Annotated in this window: 20 protein-coding genes; 17 read left to right on the top strand and 3 right to left on the bottom strand. The window is 71.5% G+C overall.

The features are described 5' to 3' along the window. Positions 1-211: 211 nt before the first annotated feature. From MMF94_RS03670 to MMF94_RS03645, 6 genes are all read left to right on the top strand, one after another. Complete coding sequence (locus MMF94_RS03670; RefSeq protein ID WP_241034796.1) at positions 212-1321, top strand: NDMA-dependent alcohol dehydrogenase; 1110 nt, start codon at positions 212-214, stop codon at positions 1319-1321. Between the two features lie 92 nt (positions 1322-1413). Next, on the top strand, positions 1414-3276 hold the full coding sequence (locus MMF94_RS03665; protein WP_241034795.1) for an AAA family ATPase: 1863 nt from the start codon (positions 1414-1416) through the stop codon (positions 3274-3276). A 73-nt stretch (positions 3277-3349) separates the two neighbouring features. Then, positions 3350-4159, top strand: coding sequence for a PIG-L family deacetylase (locus tag MMF94_RS03660; protein ID WP_241034794.1), 810 nt, complete (start codon positions 3350-3352; stop codon positions 4157-4159). 172 nt (positions 4160-4331) lie between these two features. Next, positions 4332-6086 carry an aa3-type cytochrome oxidase subunit I gene (gene ctaD / locus MMF94_RS03655; protein ID WP_241034793.1) on the top strand — a complete coding sequence of 585 codons (1755 nt, stop codon included), beginning with the start codon at positions 4332-4334 and terminating at the stop codon, positions 6084-6086. A 22-nt stretch (positions 6087-6108) separates the two neighbouring features. After that, complete coding sequence (gene serB / locus MMF94_RS03650) at positions 6109-7341, top strand: phosphoserine phosphatase SerB (RefSeq protein WP_241034792.1); 1233 nt, start codon at positions 6109-6111, stop codon at positions 7339-7341. Between the two features lie 20 nt (positions 7342-7361). Then, positions 7362-8075 carry an aminoacyl-tRNA hydrolase gene (locus tag MMF94_RS03645; protein WP_241034791.1) on the top strand — a complete coding sequence of 238 codons (714 nt, stop codon included), beginning with the start codon at positions 7362-7364 and terminating at the stop codon, positions 8073-8075. A gap of 13 nt (positions 8076-8088) precedes the next feature. Here the strand turns inward: MMF94_RS03645 and MMF94_RS03640 are convergent, their stop codons facing one another. Beyond that, positions 8089-10110 carry an ATP-dependent DNA helicase gene (locus MMF94_RS03640; RefSeq protein ID WP_241034790.1) on the bottom strand — a complete coding sequence of 674 codons (2022 nt, stop codon included), beginning with the start codon at positions 10108-10110 and terminating at the stop codon, positions 8089-8091. A gap of 138 nt (positions 10111-10248) precedes the next feature. Here MMF94_RS03640 and MMF94_RS03635 point away from each other — a divergent pair, with 138 nt between their 5' ends. Beyond that, positions 10249-11154 carry an acyl-ACP thioesterase domain-containing protein gene (locus MMF94_RS03635; RefSeq protein WP_241034789.1) on the top strand — a complete coding sequence of 302 codons (906 nt, stop codon included), beginning with the start codon at positions 10249-10251 and terminating at the stop codon, positions 11152-11154. Between the two features lie 74 nt (positions 11155-11228). Here the strand turns inward: MMF94_RS03635 and MMF94_RS03630 are convergent, their stop codons facing one another. Both MMF94_RS03630 and MMF94_RS03625 read right to left on the bottom strand, forming a co-directional pair. Continuing rightward, on the bottom strand, positions 11229-11795 hold the full coding sequence (locus MMF94_RS03630) for an isochorismatase family protein (protein WP_241034788.1): 567 nt from the start codon (positions 11793-11795) through the stop codon (positions 11229-11231). Beyond that, the gene (locus MMF94_RS03625) at positions 11792-13099 is read right to left on the bottom strand and encodes a nicotinate phosphoribosyltransferase (protein WP_241035041.1); all 1308 of its coding nucleotides are present in this window, start codon (positions 13097-13099) and stop codon (positions 11792-11794) included. The genes MMF94_RS03630 and MMF94_RS03625 overlap by 4 nt, the downstream gene beginning before the upstream one ends. A 78-nt stretch (positions 13100-13177) precedes the next feature. On the opposite strand from MMF94_RS03625, the gene clpS reads away from it, so the two are divergent. The 10 genes from clpS to MMF94_RS03575 all read left to right on the top strand — a co-directional run bounded on the left by clpS (position 13178) and on the right by MMF94_RS03575 (position 19136). After that, positions 13178-13474, top strand: coding sequence for an ATP-dependent Clp protease adapter ClpS (gene clpS, locus MMF94_RS03620; protein WP_241035040.1), 297 nt, complete (start codon positions 13178-13180; stop codon positions 13472-13474). Beyond that, positions 13471-14022: a DUF2017 domain-containing protein gene (locus MMF94_RS03615; protein WP_241034787.1), complete on the top strand. Its 552-nt coding sequence runs from the start codon at positions 13471-13473 to the stop codon at positions 14020-14022. Before clpS ends, MMF94_RS03615 begins: the two co-directional genes overlap by 4 nt. A gap of 67 nt (positions 14023-14089) precedes the next feature. Then, positions 14090-14569, top strand: coding sequence for a M67 family metallopeptidase (locus MMF94_RS03610; RefSeq protein WP_241034786.1), 480 nt, complete (start codon positions 14090-14092; stop codon positions 14567-14569). Between the two features lie 48 nt (positions 14570-14617). Next, positions 14618-14890 (top strand): MoaD/ThiS family protein, encoded by a 273-nt coding sequence (locus MMF94_RS03605; protein WP_241034785.1) that lies wholly within the window; start codon positions 14618-14620, stop codon positions 14888-14890. Between the two features lie 30 nt (positions 14891-14920). Continuing rightward, positions 14921-15871, top strand: a complete 951-nt coding sequence (locus tag MMF94_RS03600; protein ID WP_241034784.1) for a PLP-dependent cysteine synthase family protein — start codon at positions 14921-14923, stop codon at positions 15869-15871. A 177-nt stretch (positions 15872-16048) separates the two neighbouring features. Beyond that, positions 16049-16678, top strand: a complete 630-nt coding sequence (locus MMF94_RS03595; protein WP_241034783.1) for a rhomboid family intramembrane serine protease — start codon at positions 16049-16051, stop codon at positions 16676-16678. A gap of 10 nt (positions 16679-16688) precedes the next feature. Beyond that, complete coding sequence (gene murI, locus MMF94_RS03590; protein WP_241034782.1) at positions 16689-17525, top strand: glutamate racemase; 837 nt, start codon at positions 16689-16691, stop codon at positions 17523-17525. A 58-nt stretch (positions 17526-17583) separates the two neighbouring features. Further along, a complete protein-coding gene (locus tag MMF94_RS03585) occupies positions 17584-17946 on the top strand; it encodes a hypothetical protein (protein WP_241034781.1) in 363 nt (120 codons plus the stop codon). Continuing rightward, positions 17939-18340: a hypothetical protein gene (locus MMF94_RS03580; RefSeq protein WP_241034780.1), complete on the top strand. Its 402-nt coding sequence runs from the start codon at positions 17939-17941 to the stop codon at positions 18338-18340. Before MMF94_RS03585 ends, MMF94_RS03580 begins: the two co-directional genes overlap by 8 nt. Positions 18341-18350: 10 nt before the next feature. Next, positions 18351-19136: an MBL fold metallo-hydrolase gene (locus MMF94_RS03575; RefSeq protein ID WP_241034779.1), complete on the top strand. Its 786-nt coding sequence runs from the start codon at positions 18351-18353 to the stop codon at positions 19134-19136. Positions 19137-19207: the final 71 nt, after the last annotated feature.

Here is a 19207-nt window from a genome sequence, read left to right as displayed (position 1 = left end):
GCCACAGATCAGTAGCAGATCAAATCCCCCCGCCGCGTCGACCGAACGGTCCTGACCTTCGGGTCCCACGGCCTTCCGCTGGCATGCCCGTGCTGATACGAATGGTGACGAGGCACACCCGGGCGATGGGGCAGGTGCCGGCGTCCGGGGGTCCTGTCGGAAACACTCACGTCACACGATCAGCCAACGAGGGCTGATGTCTGGAGGGGCGATGAAGACCAAGGCCGCGGTGCTGCGCGGGGTGGGCCGACCGTTCGAGATCGAGGAGCTGACCCTCGACCCGCCCAAGGCAGGCGAGGTGCTGATCAAGTACGTCGCCGCCGGGCTATGCCACTCCGACGAGCACCTCCGCCACGGCGACATCGTGCCGCGCTTCCCGATCGTCGGAGGCCACGAGGGGGCCGGGATCATCGAGGAGGTCGGGGAGGGTGTCACCCGGCTCAAGCCCGGTGACCACGTCATCTGCTCGTTCCTGCCCGTGTGCGGCGCGTGCCGGTTCTGTGCGGCCGGGATGACCAACCTCTGCGACATGGGCGCCTCGATCCTCAACGGGAACCTGCCGGACGGCACCTACCGCTTCCACTCCGACTCCGGTGAGGACGTCGGCGGCATGTGCATGCTCGGCACGTTCTCCGAGCGTGCCGTGATCTCGCAGGGTTCCTGCGTCAAGGTCGCCGACGACGTCCCGCTCGACAAGGCCGTGCTGATCGGCTGCGGTGTCCCCACCGGCTTCGGCTCGGCCGTGCACGCCGCGCAGACCCAGCCCGGCGACACCATCGCGATCTACGGCGTCGGCGGTATCGGCATCAACGCCGTGCAGGGTGCGGCGCTCGCCGGCGCCACCAACGTCGTGGCCATCGACCCGCTGGCCAACAAGCGCGAGATGGCCGAGCGGCTCGGAGCAACGCACTCCTGTGGCAGCGCCGCGGAGGCCCACGCACTGATCCAGGAGCTCACCCGCGGCGTCGGCGCCGACAAGGCGATCGTCACGGTCGGGGTGGTCGACACCGAGGTCACCACCAACGCCTTCCACGCCATCCGCAAGGGCGGCACGGTCGTCGTCACCGGCCTGGCCGACCCGACGAAGAACACCATCGAGATCCCGGGCGCGCTGCTCACCTTGTTCGAGAAGCGGATCCAGGGCTCGCTGTTCGGCTCGGGCGACCCGTTCACGGACATCCCGCGGCTGGTGGACATGTACCAGGCCGGGCAGATCAAGCTCGACGAGCTGATCACCAACACCTACACCCTCGATGACGTCAACAAGGGCTACGACGACCTGGTCAACGGCGTCAACGTCCGGGGCGTGATCGTCTACTGACCGCACCGGAGGACACAGTCCGCCATACCCGTGACGCGCCGGGCCCGTCCTCAGCGGGCCCGGCGCGGCCGCTTCCGAAGGTGGTGCCACCCGTGACGCCCGTGACCGCTCCACCGTCACAGACCTCCTCGCCCGTCCCCGTCGTCGGGCTGCGCCGGGAGCGGGAGGTGCTGACGGTCGCGCTCGCCACCGGCCGGCACGTCGTCATCGAAGGGCCGCCCGGCACCGGGAAGTCGACACTGCTGCGTTCGATCGCCCGCGAGGCGGTGCAGCAGGTCGTCTTCGTCGAGGGGAACGCGGAGCTCACCCCGGCCCGGCTGATCGGCGCGTTCGACCCGTCGCAGGTGCTGGCCGAGGGGTACCTGCCCGCGAGCTTCGTCGACGGGCCGCTGCTCACCGCGATGCGTGGGGGAGCGCTGCTCTATCTCGAGGAGCTCAACCGGGTTCCCGAGGAGACGCTCAACGTCCTCATCACCGTGCTCACCGAGGGCGAGATCGCGGTGCCGCGGCTGGGCACCGTGCGCGCCGGTGCGCGGTTCCGGCTCATCGCCGCGATGAACCCGTTCGACGCGGTCGGCACCGCGCGCGTCAGCCAGGCGATCGCCGACCGGATGTGCCGGGTGGTGCTCGGCTACCAGGACGAGGCCGGCGAGCAGGCCATCACCGCCTCGGTCAGCGGAGTGACCGGTTGGGTCACCGACTTCGCCGTGTCGCTCACCCGGGCCACCCGTACCCACCGGGACGTGCGGATGGGTTCGTCGGTGCGCGGGGCGATCGACCTCGCGCTCGTGCTCACCGGACTGACGGAGCTTCGCGGCGAGGCCACGCCGGCCAGGGAGACCGCCCGCGACGCCGCTTACGCCGCGCTGTCGGGGCGGATCCGGGTGGCCGACGGCGTCGACCGCACCGCGGAATCGGTGATCGACGAGCTGCTCGACCGGCTCTGGCCGGAGGACTCCGCAGCACCGCCGCAGCCCGGTGACGAGCCGGAAGCCGGCAGCCCGGGAAAAGCTGACGGCCCGCCGCCGGGAGGGGCGGGCCGATCCCGTGAGCGCCCGCACCGCAACCGGGGGGAGCGCACCGTCGGACGCGGCGAGCTCGGCGCGCGTCACGAGCAGTTCGCCGAGGTCTCTCCCGAGCTCGGTTCCCTGGACGCCGAGGCGTTCGACCGGGCGCTCGCCGAGGCACCCGAGGCCGCCGCCGCACTGCTGGCCGATCTCGCCGTGGCCACCGACGCGCAGTTGCGTGCCGCGGCGCGGCGGCTGGCCGGCCGCGTGTTCATCCAGCTCGGCAGGGTCGGACCCGCCCGCGCCCGGGGCACGCGACGGCTCGGGCCCGCGCGAGGCATGGACGGCGACCTCGACCTCGATCGCACGCTCGAGCGCTGGTCGCCCGGTCCGTCACGGCGGCCGGAGACCGACGACATCGTCACCCGCACCTGGACCGCACACCGCCGGGCCGTGTGCCTGGTCGTCGACATCTCCGGATCCATGCAGGGTCGTGCCGTCGCGCTGGCGGCGGTGGCTGCTGCGGGAGTCGTCCTCGCGGCCGACGGGAAGCTGGAACCCGCGGTGATCGCGTTCGGTGCCGGCGTGCGGGTGTTGCAGGCGCAGGGGGTGCGCCGTCCGCCCGAGGAGCTGCTCTCCGACATCGTCGCCCTGCGCGGCCACGGCCTCACCGACCTGGCGGCCGGGCTGCGGGAGGCGTCGCGCCAGCTCGCCGGAGCGGTGGCCGACGAGCGGCTGGTCGTGCTGCTCTCGGACTGCCGGCACACCGCGGGCGACGAGCCCGCGGAGGCACTCGCCGGGATCGACCGGCTGCACGTGCTGGTGCCGCTGGGCGGCGCGGAGGCCGAGGCCGCGGCGTCCGCACTGGCCGCGCGAGCGGGCGGGCGGGCACAGACCGTGCGCCGGCTCGCGGACGTCGGCCCGGCGCTGACGCGGATCCGCACCTGATCGTCACGAGATCCGGCTGTTCGCCCTGCGCAGGGCCGGGAGCCGGATCTCGCGGCGGAGATAGTCTCGCGCGGTGGGCACAATTGTCTCCTTTCACGCACATCCCGACGACGAGTCGATCGGCTCGGCGGGCACTCTCGCCCGCGCTGCTGCCGCAGGTCACCGCGTTGTTCTCGTCTTCGCGACCCGTGGTGAGCTGGGCGAACCCGTGCCCGGCGTCCTCGCCGACGGCGAGCAGCTCGCCGTGCGCCGCTCGGCCGAGTGCTACGACTCGGCCGCCGTGATCGGGGCGAAGCGCGTGGAGTTCCTCCCCTACACCGACTCCGGGATGATGGGCGAGCCGAGCAACGACGCCCCCTTCTGCTTCTGGCGGGCCGACGTCGACCACGCCGCCCGGCTCCTCTCCGTGATCCTCGACGAGGAGGAGCCCGACGTCCTCACGATCTACGACGACAACGGCGGCTACGGGCACCCCGACCACATCCAGGTGCACCGCGTGGGCCGCCGCGCCGCCGAGCTGTCGGCCGTGCCCGTGGTGGCGCAGAGCACCGTCAACCGCGACTGGATGACGCGGGGCATCCGCGGGATGGCGAAGTCCGGGCAGCTGCCCGAGGACTGGGTTCTCCCCGCGCTCGACGAGCCGACGTTCGGAAAGCCCGAGAGCGAGATCACCCACCGCGTCGACGCCGTGGACTTCGTGGAGCAGAAGAAGGCCTCGATGCGGGCCCACGCGAGCCAGATCGCTCCCGACCACTTCCTCCTCGCGATGCCGGACCCGCTGTTCGCCATGGGGATGGGTGTCGAGTTCTACGTCGTCGACCCGTTGCCGAGCCAGGCGGCCACCCCCGACTTGTTCGAGGAACTTTTCAGCCCTTTGCGATAGTTATGTCGCTTTACGCCCGTTTCTCGGGCGATGTGTGTCACGCCGGGATACCGGGGCCGGGGCAAGCCTTCGACGACGGGTAGAGCTACGATCCACGCTGGGCTCGTAGCACCGATCACCCATCAGTTCGACAAGGCCAAATGCAATCGGCAAGGCAGTTTCAGGAGGCTCAGTGACAGCCGTCGCCCCCAAGCCGATCACCGCGCGCCCCTATCCGGCCCGGCGGTCGGCCAAGGGATCAGCGCTGGTCAAGATGCTCCACACCACGGATCCCAAGGACATCGCCATCCTCTATCTGGTGACGTCGTTCGGGTTCTTCCTGGCCGGCGGCGCGATGGCGCTGCTGATGCGTGCGGAGCTGGCCGAACCGGGACTGCAGTTCCTGTCGAACGAGCAGTACAACCAGCTGTTCACCATGCACGGCACGATCATGCTGTTGTTGTACGCGACGCCGATCCTGTTCGGCTTCGCCAACTACATCGTGCCGCTGCAGATCGGTGCGCCCGACGTCGCATTTCCGCGGCTCAATGCTTTCTCGTACTGGTTGTTCCTTTTCGGTGGGCTGACCGTCCTGTCCGGTTTCCTCACTCCCGGCGGCGCCGCCGACTTCGGCTGGTTCGCGTACACGCCGCTGTCCGACGCGGTGCACACGCCCGGAGCGGGTGCGGACCTGTGGATCGTGGGACTGGCACTGTCCGGTCTGGGCACGATCCTCGGTGGCGTCAACTTCATCACCACGATCATCTGCATGCGCGCACCCGGCATGACGATGTTCCGGATGCCGATCTTCACCTGGAACATCTTCGTCACCGCGATCCTGATCCTCATCGCGTTCCCGGTGCTGACCGCGGCGCTGCTCGGCCTGCTGGCCGACCGGCAGCTCGGGGCGCACGTGTTCGACCCCGCCAACGGCGGCGCGATCCTCTGGCAGCACCTGTTCTGGTTCTTCGGCCACCCCGAGGTCTACATCGTGGCGCTGCCGTTCTTCGGCATCGTGTCCGAGATCTTCCCGGTGTTCGCGCGCAAGCCGGTCTTCGGCTACAAGGGCCTGATCTACGCGACGATCTCCATCGGTGCGCTGTCCGGCGCCGTGTGGGCGCACCACATGTACGCCACCGGGGCCGTGCTGCTCGCCTTCTTCTCCTTCACCACCTTCCTGATCGCGATCCCCACCGGGATCAAGTTCGTGAACTGGATCGGCACGCTCTGGAAGGGCCACCTGACCTTCGAGACGCCGATGCTGTTCGCGCTCGGCTTCCTGGTCACGTTCCTGTTCGGTGGTCTCACCGGCATCCTGCTGGCGTCCCCGCCGCTGGACTTCAACGTCTCGGACACCTACTTCGTGGTGGCGCACTTCCACTACGTGCTGTTCGGCACGATCGTGTTCGCCACCTACGCCGGCATCTACTTCTGGTTCCCGAAGATGACCGGCCGGATGATGGACGACACCCTCGGCAAGGTGCACTTCTGGCTCACGTTCATCGGGTTCCACCTGACCTTCCTGGTGCAGCACTGGCTGGGCGCCGAGGGCATGCCCCGTCGCTACGCCGACTACCTGCCCACCGACGGGTTCACCACGCTCAACATGGTCTCCTCGATCGGTGCGTTCGTGCTGGGTGCCTCGACGCTTCCGTTCATCTGGAACGTCTTCCGCAGCTACCGCTACGGGCGGATCGTCACGGTGGACGACCCGTGGGGCTTCGCCAACTCGCTGGAGTGGGCCACCAGCTGCCCGCCGCCGCGGCACAACTTCACGGAGCTGCCCCGGATCCGTTCGGAGCGTCCGGCGTTCGAGCTGCACTACCCGCACCTGGTGGAGCGCTTCCGAGAGGAGGCGCACTCCGGGGGCAGGCCGTCGCCGTACGAGGTGGCGGCCCAGCACACCGCGCCGGAGTCGCAACCCAACGGCGATCCGCGGTCACGGTGACCGATCTCCTACGCTTCACGGAATGACAGACACCACCGTCCTCATCACGGTCACCGGCCCGGACCGGCCCGGCGTGAGCTCGGTGCTGTTCGCCGCGCTCATCCGCCACGGGGTGGACCTGCTCGATGTCGAGCAGGTGGTGATCCGCGGTCAGCTCACGCTGGGCGCGCTGGTGGCCGCCCACCACGACCCTGAGGGCCTCCAGGAGGCCGTCGAGCAGGCCATGGCGAGCATCTCGATGAACGTGCAGACCTCGCTCGAGGTGCCCGACGACCGGTCGGTGCGGCAGCGCGCCACACACGTCGTGCTGGTGATCGGGAGCCCGATCACGGCACGCGCGTTCGGGGCGATCGCGCAGGCGCTCGCCGGCGTGGGAGCGAACATCGACTCCATCCGCCGGGTGGCCGACTACCCCGTCACCGGGCTCGAGCTGATGGTCTCCCCGGATCCGGCCGGCGGCAGCGAGGCCCATCCGCCCGGAACGCTGCGCGCGCGGCTCGTGGAGGTGGCCCGCACCGCAGGCGTCGACGTCGCCGTCGAGCGGGCCGGGTTCAGCCGCCGCAGCAAGCGGCTGATCGTGTTCGACGTCGACTCCACGCTCGTGCAGGGCGAGGTGATCGAGATGCTCGCGGCCCGGGCGGGCGCCGAGCAGGAGGTCCGAGCCGTCACCGAGGCGGCCATGCGCGGTGAGCTGGACTTCGCCGAGTCGCTCCAGCGGCGCGTTGCGGTGCTCGAAGGGCTGCCGGAGTCGGTGCTCGCCGAGGTCGCCGCGAAGCTGGAGCTCACACCCGGCGCGCGCACCACGATCCGCACGCTCAAGCGTCTCGGGTTCCGCTGCGGTGTCGTGTCGGGCGGCTTCACCCGCGTGATCAGCGGCCTGGTGGACGAGCTCGGGCTCGACTTCTGCGCCGCCAACGAGCTGGAGATCGTCGACGGCAAGCTGACCGGGCGTGTGCTCGGCGAGATCGTCGACCGGCCGGCCAAGGCGGTGGCCCTGCGCCGGTTCGCCGAGACGTTCGGCATCCCGCTGGAGCAGTGCGTCGCCGTCGGTGACGGCGCCAACGACATCGACATGCTGTCCACCGCGGGGCTCGGCATCGCGTTCAACGCCAAGCCCGCGCTGCGCGAGGTGGCGGACGCCGCCCTCTCGCACCCCTACCTGGACGTGGTGCTGTTCGTCCTCGGCATCACCCGCGACGAGGTGGAGCACGCGGACGCCGCCGAGGGCGTGCTGCGTCGCGTGCCGATCGCGTGACCAGCCCCGCCCCTCACGACATGACCAGCGTGCTGGAGCCGCTCGCCGCGCGGTACGTGCGGCGCGACACCGACATCCCACCGGAGCCGGACGGCGTGGTGCGGGCGATGCCGGTCGTCCTGCGGCTGGACCGGCCTCCCGCCCCGCGCACCCCGGTGCTGGAGGCCGCGGCCGGCGCGGCGCTCGCCGTCTGTCTCGACCCGCGTGCCGAGCCAGGAGGGGAGTGGCACGACGCCGTCGCCACGTGGGTGGCCGGCCGCATCCGCAAGATCGCCCGGCGGGCCCGCGGCGCGCACTGGGCCGCGGTGCAGGAGCTTCCCGGCGTCACGTGCGTGGTCGACTCGCCCGACGGGCCGGCCGAGGCGCGGGCGCTGCTGCCCGGGCCGGTCGACGAGGTGCCCAAGGTGGTGTCCCGGCTGCAGATCGGCGGCACCGAGCTGCCGTCCGACGAGCCAGGTCCGCCCCCGCCCGGAGTGCCGGTGATCTGGGTGAACGCCGACCTGGAGATGACCGTGGGCAAGGCGGCCGCGCAGGTCGGGCACGCCTCGATGCTCTACGCCGCCGCCCGGGGCCTCACGGCCGTGCCGTCGTTCGCTGTGCGCGAGGCCCGCGGCGATCGCTGGGCGCGGCTGTGCGACGGCGTGAAGGGCGGCGCGGGTGTGGCCGTGCGGGACGCCGGCTTCACCGAGGTGGCGCCGGGCACGATCACCTGCATCGCCACGCCACCGAGCTGAGCCCGGCTCGTCGTCACGCCCCGCGCAGCCGCCGCAGCGCGCCGTGCACCTTCTCCCGGTCGTCGGTGGGCCAGAACGGCGGCAGCGACGCACGCAGGAACCCGCCGTAGCGGGCCGTGGCCAGACGAGGATCGAGGATCGCGACGACGCCGCGATCGTCCATGCCGCGCAGCAGCCGTCCGGCGCCCTGGGCGAGCAGAAGAGCCGCGTGGGTGGCGGACACCGTGAGGAAGCCGTTGCCCCCGCGGGCGTCGGTGGCGCGCTGCCTCGCCGCGACCAGCGGGTCGTCAGGGCGCGGGAAGGGGATGCGGTCGATGATCACGCACGAGAGCGACGGCCCCGGCACGTCGACGCCCTGCCAGAGCGAGAGCGTGCCGAAGAGCGAGGTGGGCTCGTCCTCGGCGAACTTCTTCACCAGCTGCATCGTGGAGTCGTCGCCCTGGCACAGCAGCGGTGTGTCGAGCCTGCCGCGCAGCGCCTCGGTGGCCTGCTTGGCCGCGCGCATCGACGAGAACAGCCCCAGGGTGCGCCCACCGGCCGCCTCCACCAGACCGGCGATCTCGTCGAGGTAGGCAGGCGGCAGTCCGTCGCGGCCCGGTGGCGGTAGCCGCTTCGCGACGTAGAGGATGCCGCTGCGGCCGTGGGCGAAGGGCGAGCCGACGTCGAGGCCCGACCACTTCGGCGCGTCGGGATCGGGGATCGGGTCGCTCTCTCCGCCGGTGTCGGCCGCCTTCTCCGGTGGCAGGCCCCACTGGCGGGCGAGGGCGTCGAAGTTGCCGCCCAGCGCCAGCGTGGCCGACGTCAGCACCACCGTGGACCGCCCGAACAGCCGCTCCCGCAGCAGCCCGCCCACCCACAGCGGCGCGATGCGCAGCACCTTGTGCCGGGCGCCGTCGGGCCCCTGCTCACCGAGCCAGACGACGTCGCGCCGCTTCGCCGGATCGGGCTCCTCGAACGCGGTGAGCAGCCGGACAGCGGTGTCGGCCAGCTCGTCGAGCGCAGCCTGCGCGACCTTGCGTCCGGTGGCGGCCTCGGGGTCCTCACGCCGTTCGGACCCGAGTGACTGCTTGCACGCCGCGGCCGCGTCGCGGACCGCCGACAGGGCACCCACGGCGGCCTGCGGCAGGCTGTCCCACCGTGCGGGCGGGAGGTCCTCCAGCACCATCGCGAGGCCCTCGCCTGCCTCGGCGAGCCGGTCGGCGACCGCCTGGTCGACCAGCTTGCCCACCCGGCGGGCCGCGATGCCGACCACGCCCGAGGCCAGCTCTGCCGTGGCCACCCCGGTGACCCGGTCGACCAGCTCGTGCGCCTCGTCGACCACCACGACGTCGTGCTCGGGCAGCACCGGGCGGCCCTCCAGCGCGTCGATCGCCAGCAGCGCATGGTTGGTGACGACGATGTCGGCGTGGCCGGCCTCGGCGCGGGCCCGCTCGGCGAAGCAGTCGTCGCCGACGGGGCACTTCGCCGCCCCGATGCACTCGCGTGCGGTGACCGAGACCTGCCGCCACGTGGAGTCGGGCACGCCGGGCACCAGCTCGTCGCGGTCGCCCTTGTCGGTGGTGTCGGCCCACTCGTGCAGGCGCTTGATCTGGCGGCCCATCGCCGAGATCGCGAAGGGGTCGAACAGCTCGTCGGCGGGGTCCTGCTCGTCACCGCCGTGGAGCTTGTTGAGGCACAGGTAGTTGCGACGGCCCTTGAGGATCGCGAACGTGGGCGCGCGGCCGAGGAGCGGCTTGAGGGCCTTGGCGACACGCGGGAGGTCGCGATCGACCAGCTGGCGCTGCAACGCGATGGTGGCGGTGGACACCACGACCGTGGAGCCCTTCGCGATGGCGTGGTGGATGGCGGGCACCAGGTAGGCCAGCGACTTGCCCGTGCCGGTGCCGGCCTGCACGGCCACGTGCTCGCCGGTGGCGATCGCTCTGCGCACTGCCTGGGCCATGGCGTCCTGGCCCTCGCGGCGCCGGCCGCCGACCGCTGTGACAGCCGCCTCCAGAAGCTCCGCCACGCCGGGCAGCTCGGTCGTGGTGGGCACTCCGGGAGGCTACCCCCCGCCCCTCCCGACCCGGGGCAGAACCGCCGATCCCGGCCGCGACCTGCGTTGCGAGGCTCACACGTGATCCCGGGCGGGGTCGCCCACGAGCCGCGGCCGGGTGCCGCCATCATGAGCAGAGTGACGCACACCCAGCTCATGCTCCGCCCGTCGGACTACCCGGTGCTGATCGAGCACGCCGCCCGGTACAGCGATCTGGACCCGAGCCGGCGCATCGGGCGCGACGCGCTCGTGCGGTGGTTCGAAGACGCGCGCATCGCCGTCGAACGGGATGTCTTCGGTGCCGCCCTGGTCGGGCGGATGCGGCTGCTGCTGGCTTCGGTCCGGGTCGACGTGCTGGCCCCCCTCCAGGTGGCTGCCCGCAGTGCCGTCGGGGCGCGAATCGAGGCCGGGCAGTACCGCATCGGCATCGGAGTCAGCCACATCGGCACCTCCTCCTTCGCCTACACCTACGGCGTCTACGCCGGTGACGAGTGCGTGGCCACGGGCGAGTCGGTCAGCGTGCACGCGACGACCGGGGGACCGGCGCCGCTGCCCGAGCCGGTTCGCGAGGCGCTGAAGACACTGCGCATGGACGCCCCCGAACCCACCCGCCTGCAGCGCGGTCCGGCCCGCGTCGTGCGCGAGGCGTACCCGTTCCGGCTCGACGTCCGCACCCGCTTCGGCGACCTCGACCCGAACCGGCACGTCAACAATGTGGCGCTGGCGGGCTGGTATCTCGACGGCCTCGCCGAGCTGCACCTCGACGTGCTCGGCTACCCCACCGGCGGCCCGCTCGACGGGCTCTCGCCGAGCTCGCTGCGCGTGGACTACCTCGACGAGGTGCGCTACCCGGGCATCTACCAGCTCCGCGTCGGCGTGCTCGATCTCGACGACGCCTCGGTGCGCTACGCCTGCGGCCTGTTCGACGGGCCGCAGTGCATCGGGCTGGCGGAGGCGGTGGGCGCCCACCACCTCCCGGAGGAGGCCGGAGACCCGGGCGACCTGGCCGCACGCCTGGAACCGTTCCGCATGCGTTCGGTCTGAGACCCGATTCCGGAGCCGTAGTGCTGTCCATCAGCCACCACCGACAGCACTACGGCTCCACGACACCTTCGGCCCTAGTGCACTAGCTTTATCCCTGCTGTTCGCATTTGCTCCAGTGCTTTCGCTGTCGTTTCCGGGGCCACTCCTGCGCACAGGTTCAGCAGCACCGTGGTGGTGAAGCCCGCCGCGGCGGCGTCCAGCGCGGTGGCGCGCACACAGTGGTCGGTGGCGATGCCCACCACGTCCACCGTGTCGACGTCGTGGGCGCGCAGCCAGGCGCCCAGGCTCGCGCCACCCGGCTCGACGCCCTCGAATCCGGAGTACGCGGCCTCGTGCAGGCCCTTGTCGAACACCGCCTCGATCCGCGCGACGTCGAGCTCCGGGTGGAAGGACGCCCCCGGAGTGCCGGTCCGGCAGTGCGGCGGCCACGTGTCGACGAAGTCGGGGGCGTCGGAGAAATGGGCGCCCGGGTCGGAGTGGTGGTCACGGCTGGCCACTACGTGATCCCAACGGCGCCCTTGCTCCGCGGTCTGCAGGGCGGCCGAGATCGCGGCCGCAACCGCTGCGCCGCCGTCGACGCCGAGCGAGCCGCCCTCGCAGAAGTCGTTCTGGACGTCGACGACGATCAGAGCACGAGTCAACGGTTGCCGTCCTCGAACACGGTGGCGATCGCGGGCTCGCCGCGAGAGAGCTTGAGCCCCTCCCACGGTACGGACACGAGCGCGGCACGCAGGTGCTCGCGCGACTCCTCGAGCGTGGGCAGGCCCGCGACCTGCTCGCCACCGCGCATCAGCGGGATCGGCACCACGCGGTCGTGCGGCCCCATCTCCGGTGGGCTGGCCGCGGGGTGCACGACCTCCTCGATGGCCGTGCCGGTCGGCTTGTAGCGCCGCAGTGTCGACTTCCGCCCGCCGCGGGACTCCTTGGCCGCGCTGCGCTTGGCGACCGGCTTGTCGTCGACCTCCACCAGCTTGTAGACCAGGCCCGCGGTGGGTGCGCCGGACCCGGTGACCACCGACGTGCCGACGCCGTAGGAGTCGACGGGCTCGGCGCGCAGAGAGGCGATCGCGTACTCGTCGAGATCGCCGGACAGCACGATCCTGGTCTCTTTCGCGCCGAGGGCGTCGAGCTGGTCGCGGGCCTGCCGGGCCAGCTCGCCGAGGTCGCCGGAGTCGATGCGCACGGCGCCGAGCCCGGGGCCCGCCGCCTCGATCGCCCGCTCGATGCCCCGGCGGATGTCATAGGTGTCGACGAGCAGGGTGGTGTCCGCCCCGAGGGTCGCCACCTGGCTCTTGAACGCGCCCAGCTCGTCGTCGTGCAGGAGCACGAAGGCGTGGGCGGCGGTGCCCGCGGTGGGGATGCCGTGGCGGCGCTCGGCCTCCAGGTTCGACGTGGCGGCGAACCCGGCGAGGTAGGTGGCGCGGGCGGCGGCGACCGCCGCAGCCTCGTGCGTGCGCCGCGAGCCCATCTCGATGATCGGCCGGCCCGCCGCGGCCGTGACCATCCGGGAGGCGGCCGAGGCGACCGCGCTGTCGTAGTTGAGCACCGACAGGGCCAGCGTCTCCAGCAGCACCGTGTCGGCGAACGTGCCGCTCACCGTGAGGATGGGCGAGCCGGGGAAGTACAGCTCGCCTTCCGGATAGCCGTCCACGTCACCGGAGAAGCGGTAGTCCGCCAGCCAGTCGAGCGTCTCGCGATCGACGACGTCGGCGAGCGTCCGCAGCTCCTGGTCGCCGAACCGGAACCGCTCGATCGACTCCAGCAGCCGGCCCGTGCCGGCCACGACTCCGTAACGGCGGCCATCCGGGAGCCTGCGGGCGAACACCTCGAACACGCAATGGCGCTTGGCGGTGCCGTCGGCGAGCGCGGCGGCCACCATCGTCAGCTCGTAGCGGTCGGTGAGCAGCGCCGTACTGACCCCGGCCGACGACGGACTGCCGCTCATCGCCCTTGCCCGCTCAGTCATGCGGTGGAGCCTATGTTGCCTCGCGGCGTCGATGGCCGAGGTGTCACCATGGACCGCATGGCCGCGCCGCTACCCACACCCACGCGCCAGGTGGATCCGGACCTCGCCGAGGACACGGTGCTGGACACGCCCTGGCAGGCGATCGTGTGGAACGACCCAGTCAACCTCATGTCCTACGTCACCTACGTGCTGCAGAAGCTCTTCGGCTACCCGGAGCCGAAGGCCACCGCGCTGATGCTCGACGTTCACCACAAGGGCAAGGCGGCGGTGTCGGCAGGGGACAAGGACAAGATCGAGGCCGACGTCGCGAAGCTGCACGCCGCCGGCCTGTGGGCCACCATGCAACGCGCGTGAACGGCTGGAAGCGCTCCGGCCGCGGAGGCCGGGCTCGGCTCGTGGCCTCGCTCGAGCCGCAGGAGGCCGCTGTGCTGCGCGGCCTCGTCGGCGAGGTCCGGCAGATCCTCGCCGGGAGAGCCGACGACAATCCCTCCGACGAGCTGGCGGCCCTCACCGGCATGCGCACCGGCCCGTCGACCCGTCCCACCGACCGCGTCCTCGCCCGCCTGCTTCCCGACTTCACCACCGAGGACGCCGACCTCGCCGCAGGCCTGCGTTCCCTGCACGAACCAGAGCTGATCGAGGCCAAGGACTCCGCGGCTGCCGTGCTGCTGGAGACGCTGCCCGAGTCGGGCGGCCGGGTGGAGCTCACACCCGAACAGGCCGATGCCTGGCTCGCCTCACTCAACGACGTGCGGCTCGCCCTCGGCACCGCTCTCGACGTGAGCGAGGACATGCCCGAGCAGCTGCCGCCGGACGACCCTCGCGCCACGCACATCGGCGTCTACCACTGGCTCACGTTCGTTCAGGACGCGCTGGTCCAGAGCCGGATGCAGGTGCGCTGAGCCATCACGAGGTGTGAGCCGTCCCGCTGGAGTGGGATGAAGCGCCCTCGCGACGTAGGCTGTCGGGGTGTTGGTGATCCGAGCCGATCTCGTTGCGGAGATCGTCGCCCACGCCCGCCGGGACCATCCCGACGAGGCGTGCGGTGTCATCGCCGGGCCCGAGGGGTCCGATCGGCCGGAGCGGTTCATCCCGATGCTGAATGCGGCCCGGTCGCCCACGTTCTACGAGTTCGACTCCGGTGACCTGCTGCGCCTCTACCGCGACATGGACGCCCGCGACGAGGTGCCCGTGGTGATCTACCACTCGCACACCGCCACAGAGGCCCACCCGTCGCGCACCGATATCTCGCTCGCCTCCGAGCCCGACGCGCACTACGTGCTCGTATCCACCCGGGAGCAGGCCGAGCCGAACCACACCGGGCACGAGCTCCGGTCGTTCCGCATCGTGGACGGTGTGGTCAACGAGGAACAGGTTGAGGTCGTGGAGTCTTACATGTTCGCGCACACCGGCGCGGACGACGTCCCCGACAGGGACGCGTCGGTCTGACGCCCACCTGCCACGACCGTTCAGAACCACCCGACCTGGAGCATCGCCATGGCCGTGTCCGTATTCATCCCCACCATCCTCCGCACCCACACCGGCGGTGAGAAGTCCGTCGAAGCGAAGGGCAGCACCGTCGGCGAGGTGATCGACGACCTCGAGTCGCGTCACAGCGGCATCGCGGCGCGCCTGGTCAACAACGGGTCGCTGCACCGCTTCGTCAACATCTATGTCGACGACGAGGACGTCCGGTTCGCCGGCGGCCTCGAGGCGCCGGTCGGCGAGAACTCCACCGTCACGATCCTGCCTGCCGTCGCCGGCGGCTGAGAGACCAGGCGACGGGAAGGAAGGCCAGGGATGGCCCGCTACGACTCGCTGCTCGCCGCGGTGGGAAACACCCCGCTCGTCGGCCTGCCGAACCTGTCGCCCTCGCCGGACGTGCGGCTCTGGGCGAAGCTCGAGGACCGTAACCCCACGGGCTCGATCAAGGACCGTCCCGCTCTCGCCATGATCGAGAAAGCGGAGGCGGACGGCCTGCTGAAGCCGGGCTGCACCGTGCTGGAGCCCACGTCCGGCAACACCGGCATCTCGCTCGCGATGGCGTGCAAGCTCAAGGGCTACGAGCTGATCTGCGTGATGCCGGAGAACACCTCCGTCGAGCGCAGGCAGCTGCTCGAGATGTACGGCGCGCAGATCATCTCCTCGCCTGCCGCAGGCGGCTCCAACCAGGCGGTGGCCCTGGCCAAGGATCTCGCGGCGGAGCATCCCGACTGGGTGATGCTCTACCAGTACGGCAACCCGGCCAACGCCGACGCCCACTACCGCACCACGGGCCCCGAGATCCTGCGTGACCTCCCGGAGATCACGCATTTCGTCGCGGGTCTCGGCACCACGGGCACGCTCGTCGGCACCGGCCGCTACCTGCGGGAACACAAGCCCGACATCCAGATCGTGGCGGCGGAGCCGCGTTACGGCGAGCTGGTGTACGGGCTGCGCAACCTCGACGAGGGTTTCGTCCCCGAGCTGTACGACCCCGAGGTGCTCACGGCGCGCTACAGCGTCGGATCGCGCGACGCGTTGCGCCGCACCCGGCAGCTCGTCGAGCAGGAGGGCATCTTCGCCGGCATCTCCACCGGCGGCATCCTGCACGCCGCGCTGGCCGTGGCGGAGAAAGCGGCGGGAGCGGGCGAGTCCGCCGACATCGCCATCATCGTGGCCGACGCGGGCTGGAAGTACCTGTCCACGGGCGCGTACGCAGGTGAGCTCGACGCCGCGGTCCACGGCATCGAGGGCCAGCTCTGGGCCTAGCCGCCTTCCGCGCACGAGCGGCGTGCTCGTCCGGACCTGCCGGACCGGCGTGCCGCTCGTCCGGGGCCGGTACCGGACCCGGGCACCGGCCGTGAAAACTGAGGAGCACGGCCGAACTCGCTGAAGGAACGCTGAAGAGCCGCAGAACGACCGCCTGGCGCGGGTAGCCTCGATCGTATGGTCGTCCCCGCGCCTGCGTCCCGTCGGTCGATCGCGCGGGTGCTCCCGCCCGCGCCGGTGCGTTCGTTGTTCTTCATGCTGCTGTTCACCGGCGTGCTGTACATCGCTGAGTTCGTCGACCAGCTCACAGCGCTGCGCCTCGACGACGATGGCATCGTGCCGCGCACGTTCGACGGGCTGGACGGCATCATCTGGGCCCCGCTGCTGCACGCCGGATGGCCGCACCTGCTGGCCAACACCGTGCCGTTCCTCGTCTTCGGGTTCCTCGCCATGGCGGGCGGGTTCCGGCAGTTCGTCGTCGTGACCGCCATGATCTGGCTGCTCGGCGGGCTCGGTGTCTGGCTCATCGGCCCGGAGAACACGTCCACCGTCGGTGCGTCGGGGCTGATCTTCGGCTGGCTGGTGTTCCTGCTCGCCCGCGGGTTCTTCGCCCGCAGCGGCCGCCAGATCCTCCTGGCGGTGGTGCTGTTCGTGATCTGGGGCGGCATCCTGTTCGGCATCCTCCCCGGTCAGGCAGGCATCTCCTGGCAGGCGCACCTGTTCGGCGCGGTGGCCGGGCTGCTGGCCGCGCGGCTCGTGGCGCGGGCCGACCGACGATCCCGCCCTGCCCCGATCCTCGGCGCCTAGACTCCTGCCCGTGCCCTCAGACATCGACGCCCCGATCGGGATCTTCGACTCGGGCGTCGGCGGCCTCACGGTCGCGAGGGCGGTCATCGACCTCCTGCCCGCCGAGCGGGTCATCTACGTCGGCGACACCGGGAACGGCCCGTACGGCCCGCTGCGGATCGCCGATGTGCGCCGGCATGCGCTCGCCGTCGGTGACGCGCTGCAGGAGCGTGGGGTCAAGGCCCTGGTCGTCGCCTGCAACACGGCCACGGCGGCCTGCCTCCCGGACATCAGGGAGCGCTACCCGATGCCGGTCGTGGAGGTTCTGCGCCCGGCGGTCCGCCGTGCTGTCGCAGCCACCCGCACCGGGCGGATCGGGGTGATCGGCACCCGGGCCACGATCGCGTCAGGGGCGTACACCGACGCGTTCCAGGCGGCCCCCGACGTGCAGGTCACGGCGGTGGCGTGCCCGCGCTTCGTCGACTTCGTCGAGCGCGGCATGACGAGTGGGCGCCAGATCCTCGGCCTCGCCCAGAGCTACCTCGAACCGCTGCAGCGCGCCCGCGTCGACACGCTCGTTCTCGGCTGCACCCACTACCCGCTGCTGGCCGCCGTGCTGCAGATCGTCCTGGGCCCGGAGGTCACGCTGGTGTCCAGCGCCGACGAGACCGCGAAGGACCTCGTGCGCCTGCTCATGGAGGCCGACCTCGCCCGCGACCCCGAAGCCCCGGCGCCGGGCCCGCACGAGTTCCTCGCCACGGGCGACCCGGAACCGTTCCGCAGGCTCGGCCGTCGCTTCCTGGGCCCGGAGATCAGGCAGGTCGCCGCTCTCGGTCCGGCCACGGAACAGACGCCGCTCGCCCGCTGACGTTCCCTCGCCGCCAGGCCGAGCGGGCCGGTCGTGGCCGCTCAGGTACCGTCCCAGCGTGATCGGGGCGCTGGAGATCGTGGTTCTCGTGGCACTTGCCGCGCTGGCCGTCTACGGCGTGGTCATGACAGCACTGAACCGGCCTCCGGACGTCTGGACGAAGCGCGCGGTAGGCGTCGTGGAGGCGCTCCTGCTCGTGCAGGCCGCGATCGCGGCCGTCCGGATCTTCGGCGGCGTCACGCTGCCGGAGACCACGACGTTCCTCATCTATCTCGTCGTGTCGGTGTGCGTGCTCCCGATCGCCACGCAGTTCGCCACCGCCGAACCCACTCGCTGGGGCGGCATGGTCGTGGCCGTCGGGGCGATCGCCACCGCGGTGGCCGTGTGGCGGTTGCAGGGTCTGTGGGACGCAGGTGCCTGAGCCGGCCCGTGCCACGTCGTCCGGCCCCGGCCGGGTGCTCATCGCGGTGTACGGCGTCTTCGCCCTGTCGGCCACCGCGCGTGCCCTCGTGCAGATCGCCACGAAGTTCGACGAGGCGCCGCTGGCGTACCTGCTCTCGGCGCTGGCCGGTGTCGTCTACATCCTGGCCACGATCGGGCTGAACGGGCGTGGGCCCGGCGCCCGCAAACTGGCCTGGGCCGCCGTCGGGTTCGAGCTGGTCGGAGTGCTGGTCGTCGGCACGCTCACCGTGTTCGACGCCGCCGACTTCCCCGACGACACAGTGTGGTCGGTGTACGGGCGAGGTTACGGCTTCGTGCCGCTGGTCCTTCCGTTCATCGGCTTGTGGTGGTTGCGGCACACACGCGCGCGTTAGCGTGCGGCCCATGAGGCTGATCGTTCTCGGTTGCTCCGGCAGCGGCCCCGGTCCGGCCTCGCCGGCGTCCGGCTACCTCGTGGAGGCGGGCGACGCGCGCCTGGTGCTGGATCTGGGCAACGGCACGCTAGGCGCGCTGCAGCGCCACCTCGACCCGTGGGAGCTCGACGGGGTGGTGTTCAGCCACCTGCACCCCGACCACTGCGCCGACTTCGCGTCGCTCGCGGTGCACCGTCGCTTCCACCCGCGGCCGCCGTTCGACCCCACCACGCGGCCGCTGCCCGTGCATGCTCCGGTCGAGGCGCCGGACCGGTTCGCCGCCGCCTTCGCGGCCTCGGCAGCCGAGCGGGCGGTCACCGATCTCACCGACGTCTTCACCTTCCACCCGCTCTCCGACGGCGCAGCCGGCACCGTCGCCGGTGTGACACTGCGCGCCCGGACCGTCGATCACCCCTGCGACGCGTACGCCGTCCGGCTCGAGCACGGCGGGCGCAGCCTCGTCTACAGCGGAGACACCGGGCCCTGCGACGGGCTGGTGGAGCTGGCGCGCGGCGCCGACGTGCTGCTCTGCGAGGCCACCTGGCCGCACGTCACCGAGTCCTGGTCGGAGCCGCCCCGTGGTGTGCACCTCTCGGGCAGGCAGGCGGGCGAGCACGCCGAGGCCGCCGGCGTCGGGCGGCTGCTGGTGACCCACGTCCCGGCCTGGTTCGACGGCGATCAGCTGCTCGCCGAGGCCAAGGCCGCGTTCGCCGGACCCGTCGAGCTGGTCGCCCCGGACGGCGCGTACACGATCTGACCTCGTCCCTCCCGCCGGACGGAGGCTCCCGGCCCGGAGACCTAAGCTGGCGCGCGTGACACGAACGGATG

Origin of the sequence: Pseudonocardia alaniniphila (genome assembly GCF_022524485.1) — a bacterium.
GTDB lineage: Bacteria > Actinomycetota > Actinomycetes > Mycobacteriales > Pseudonocardiaceae > Pseudonocardia > Pseudonocardia alaniniphila.
The sequence above is the reverse complement of the archived record's forward strand: the minus strand, read 5'-3'. Positions and strand labels throughout refer to the sequence as shown.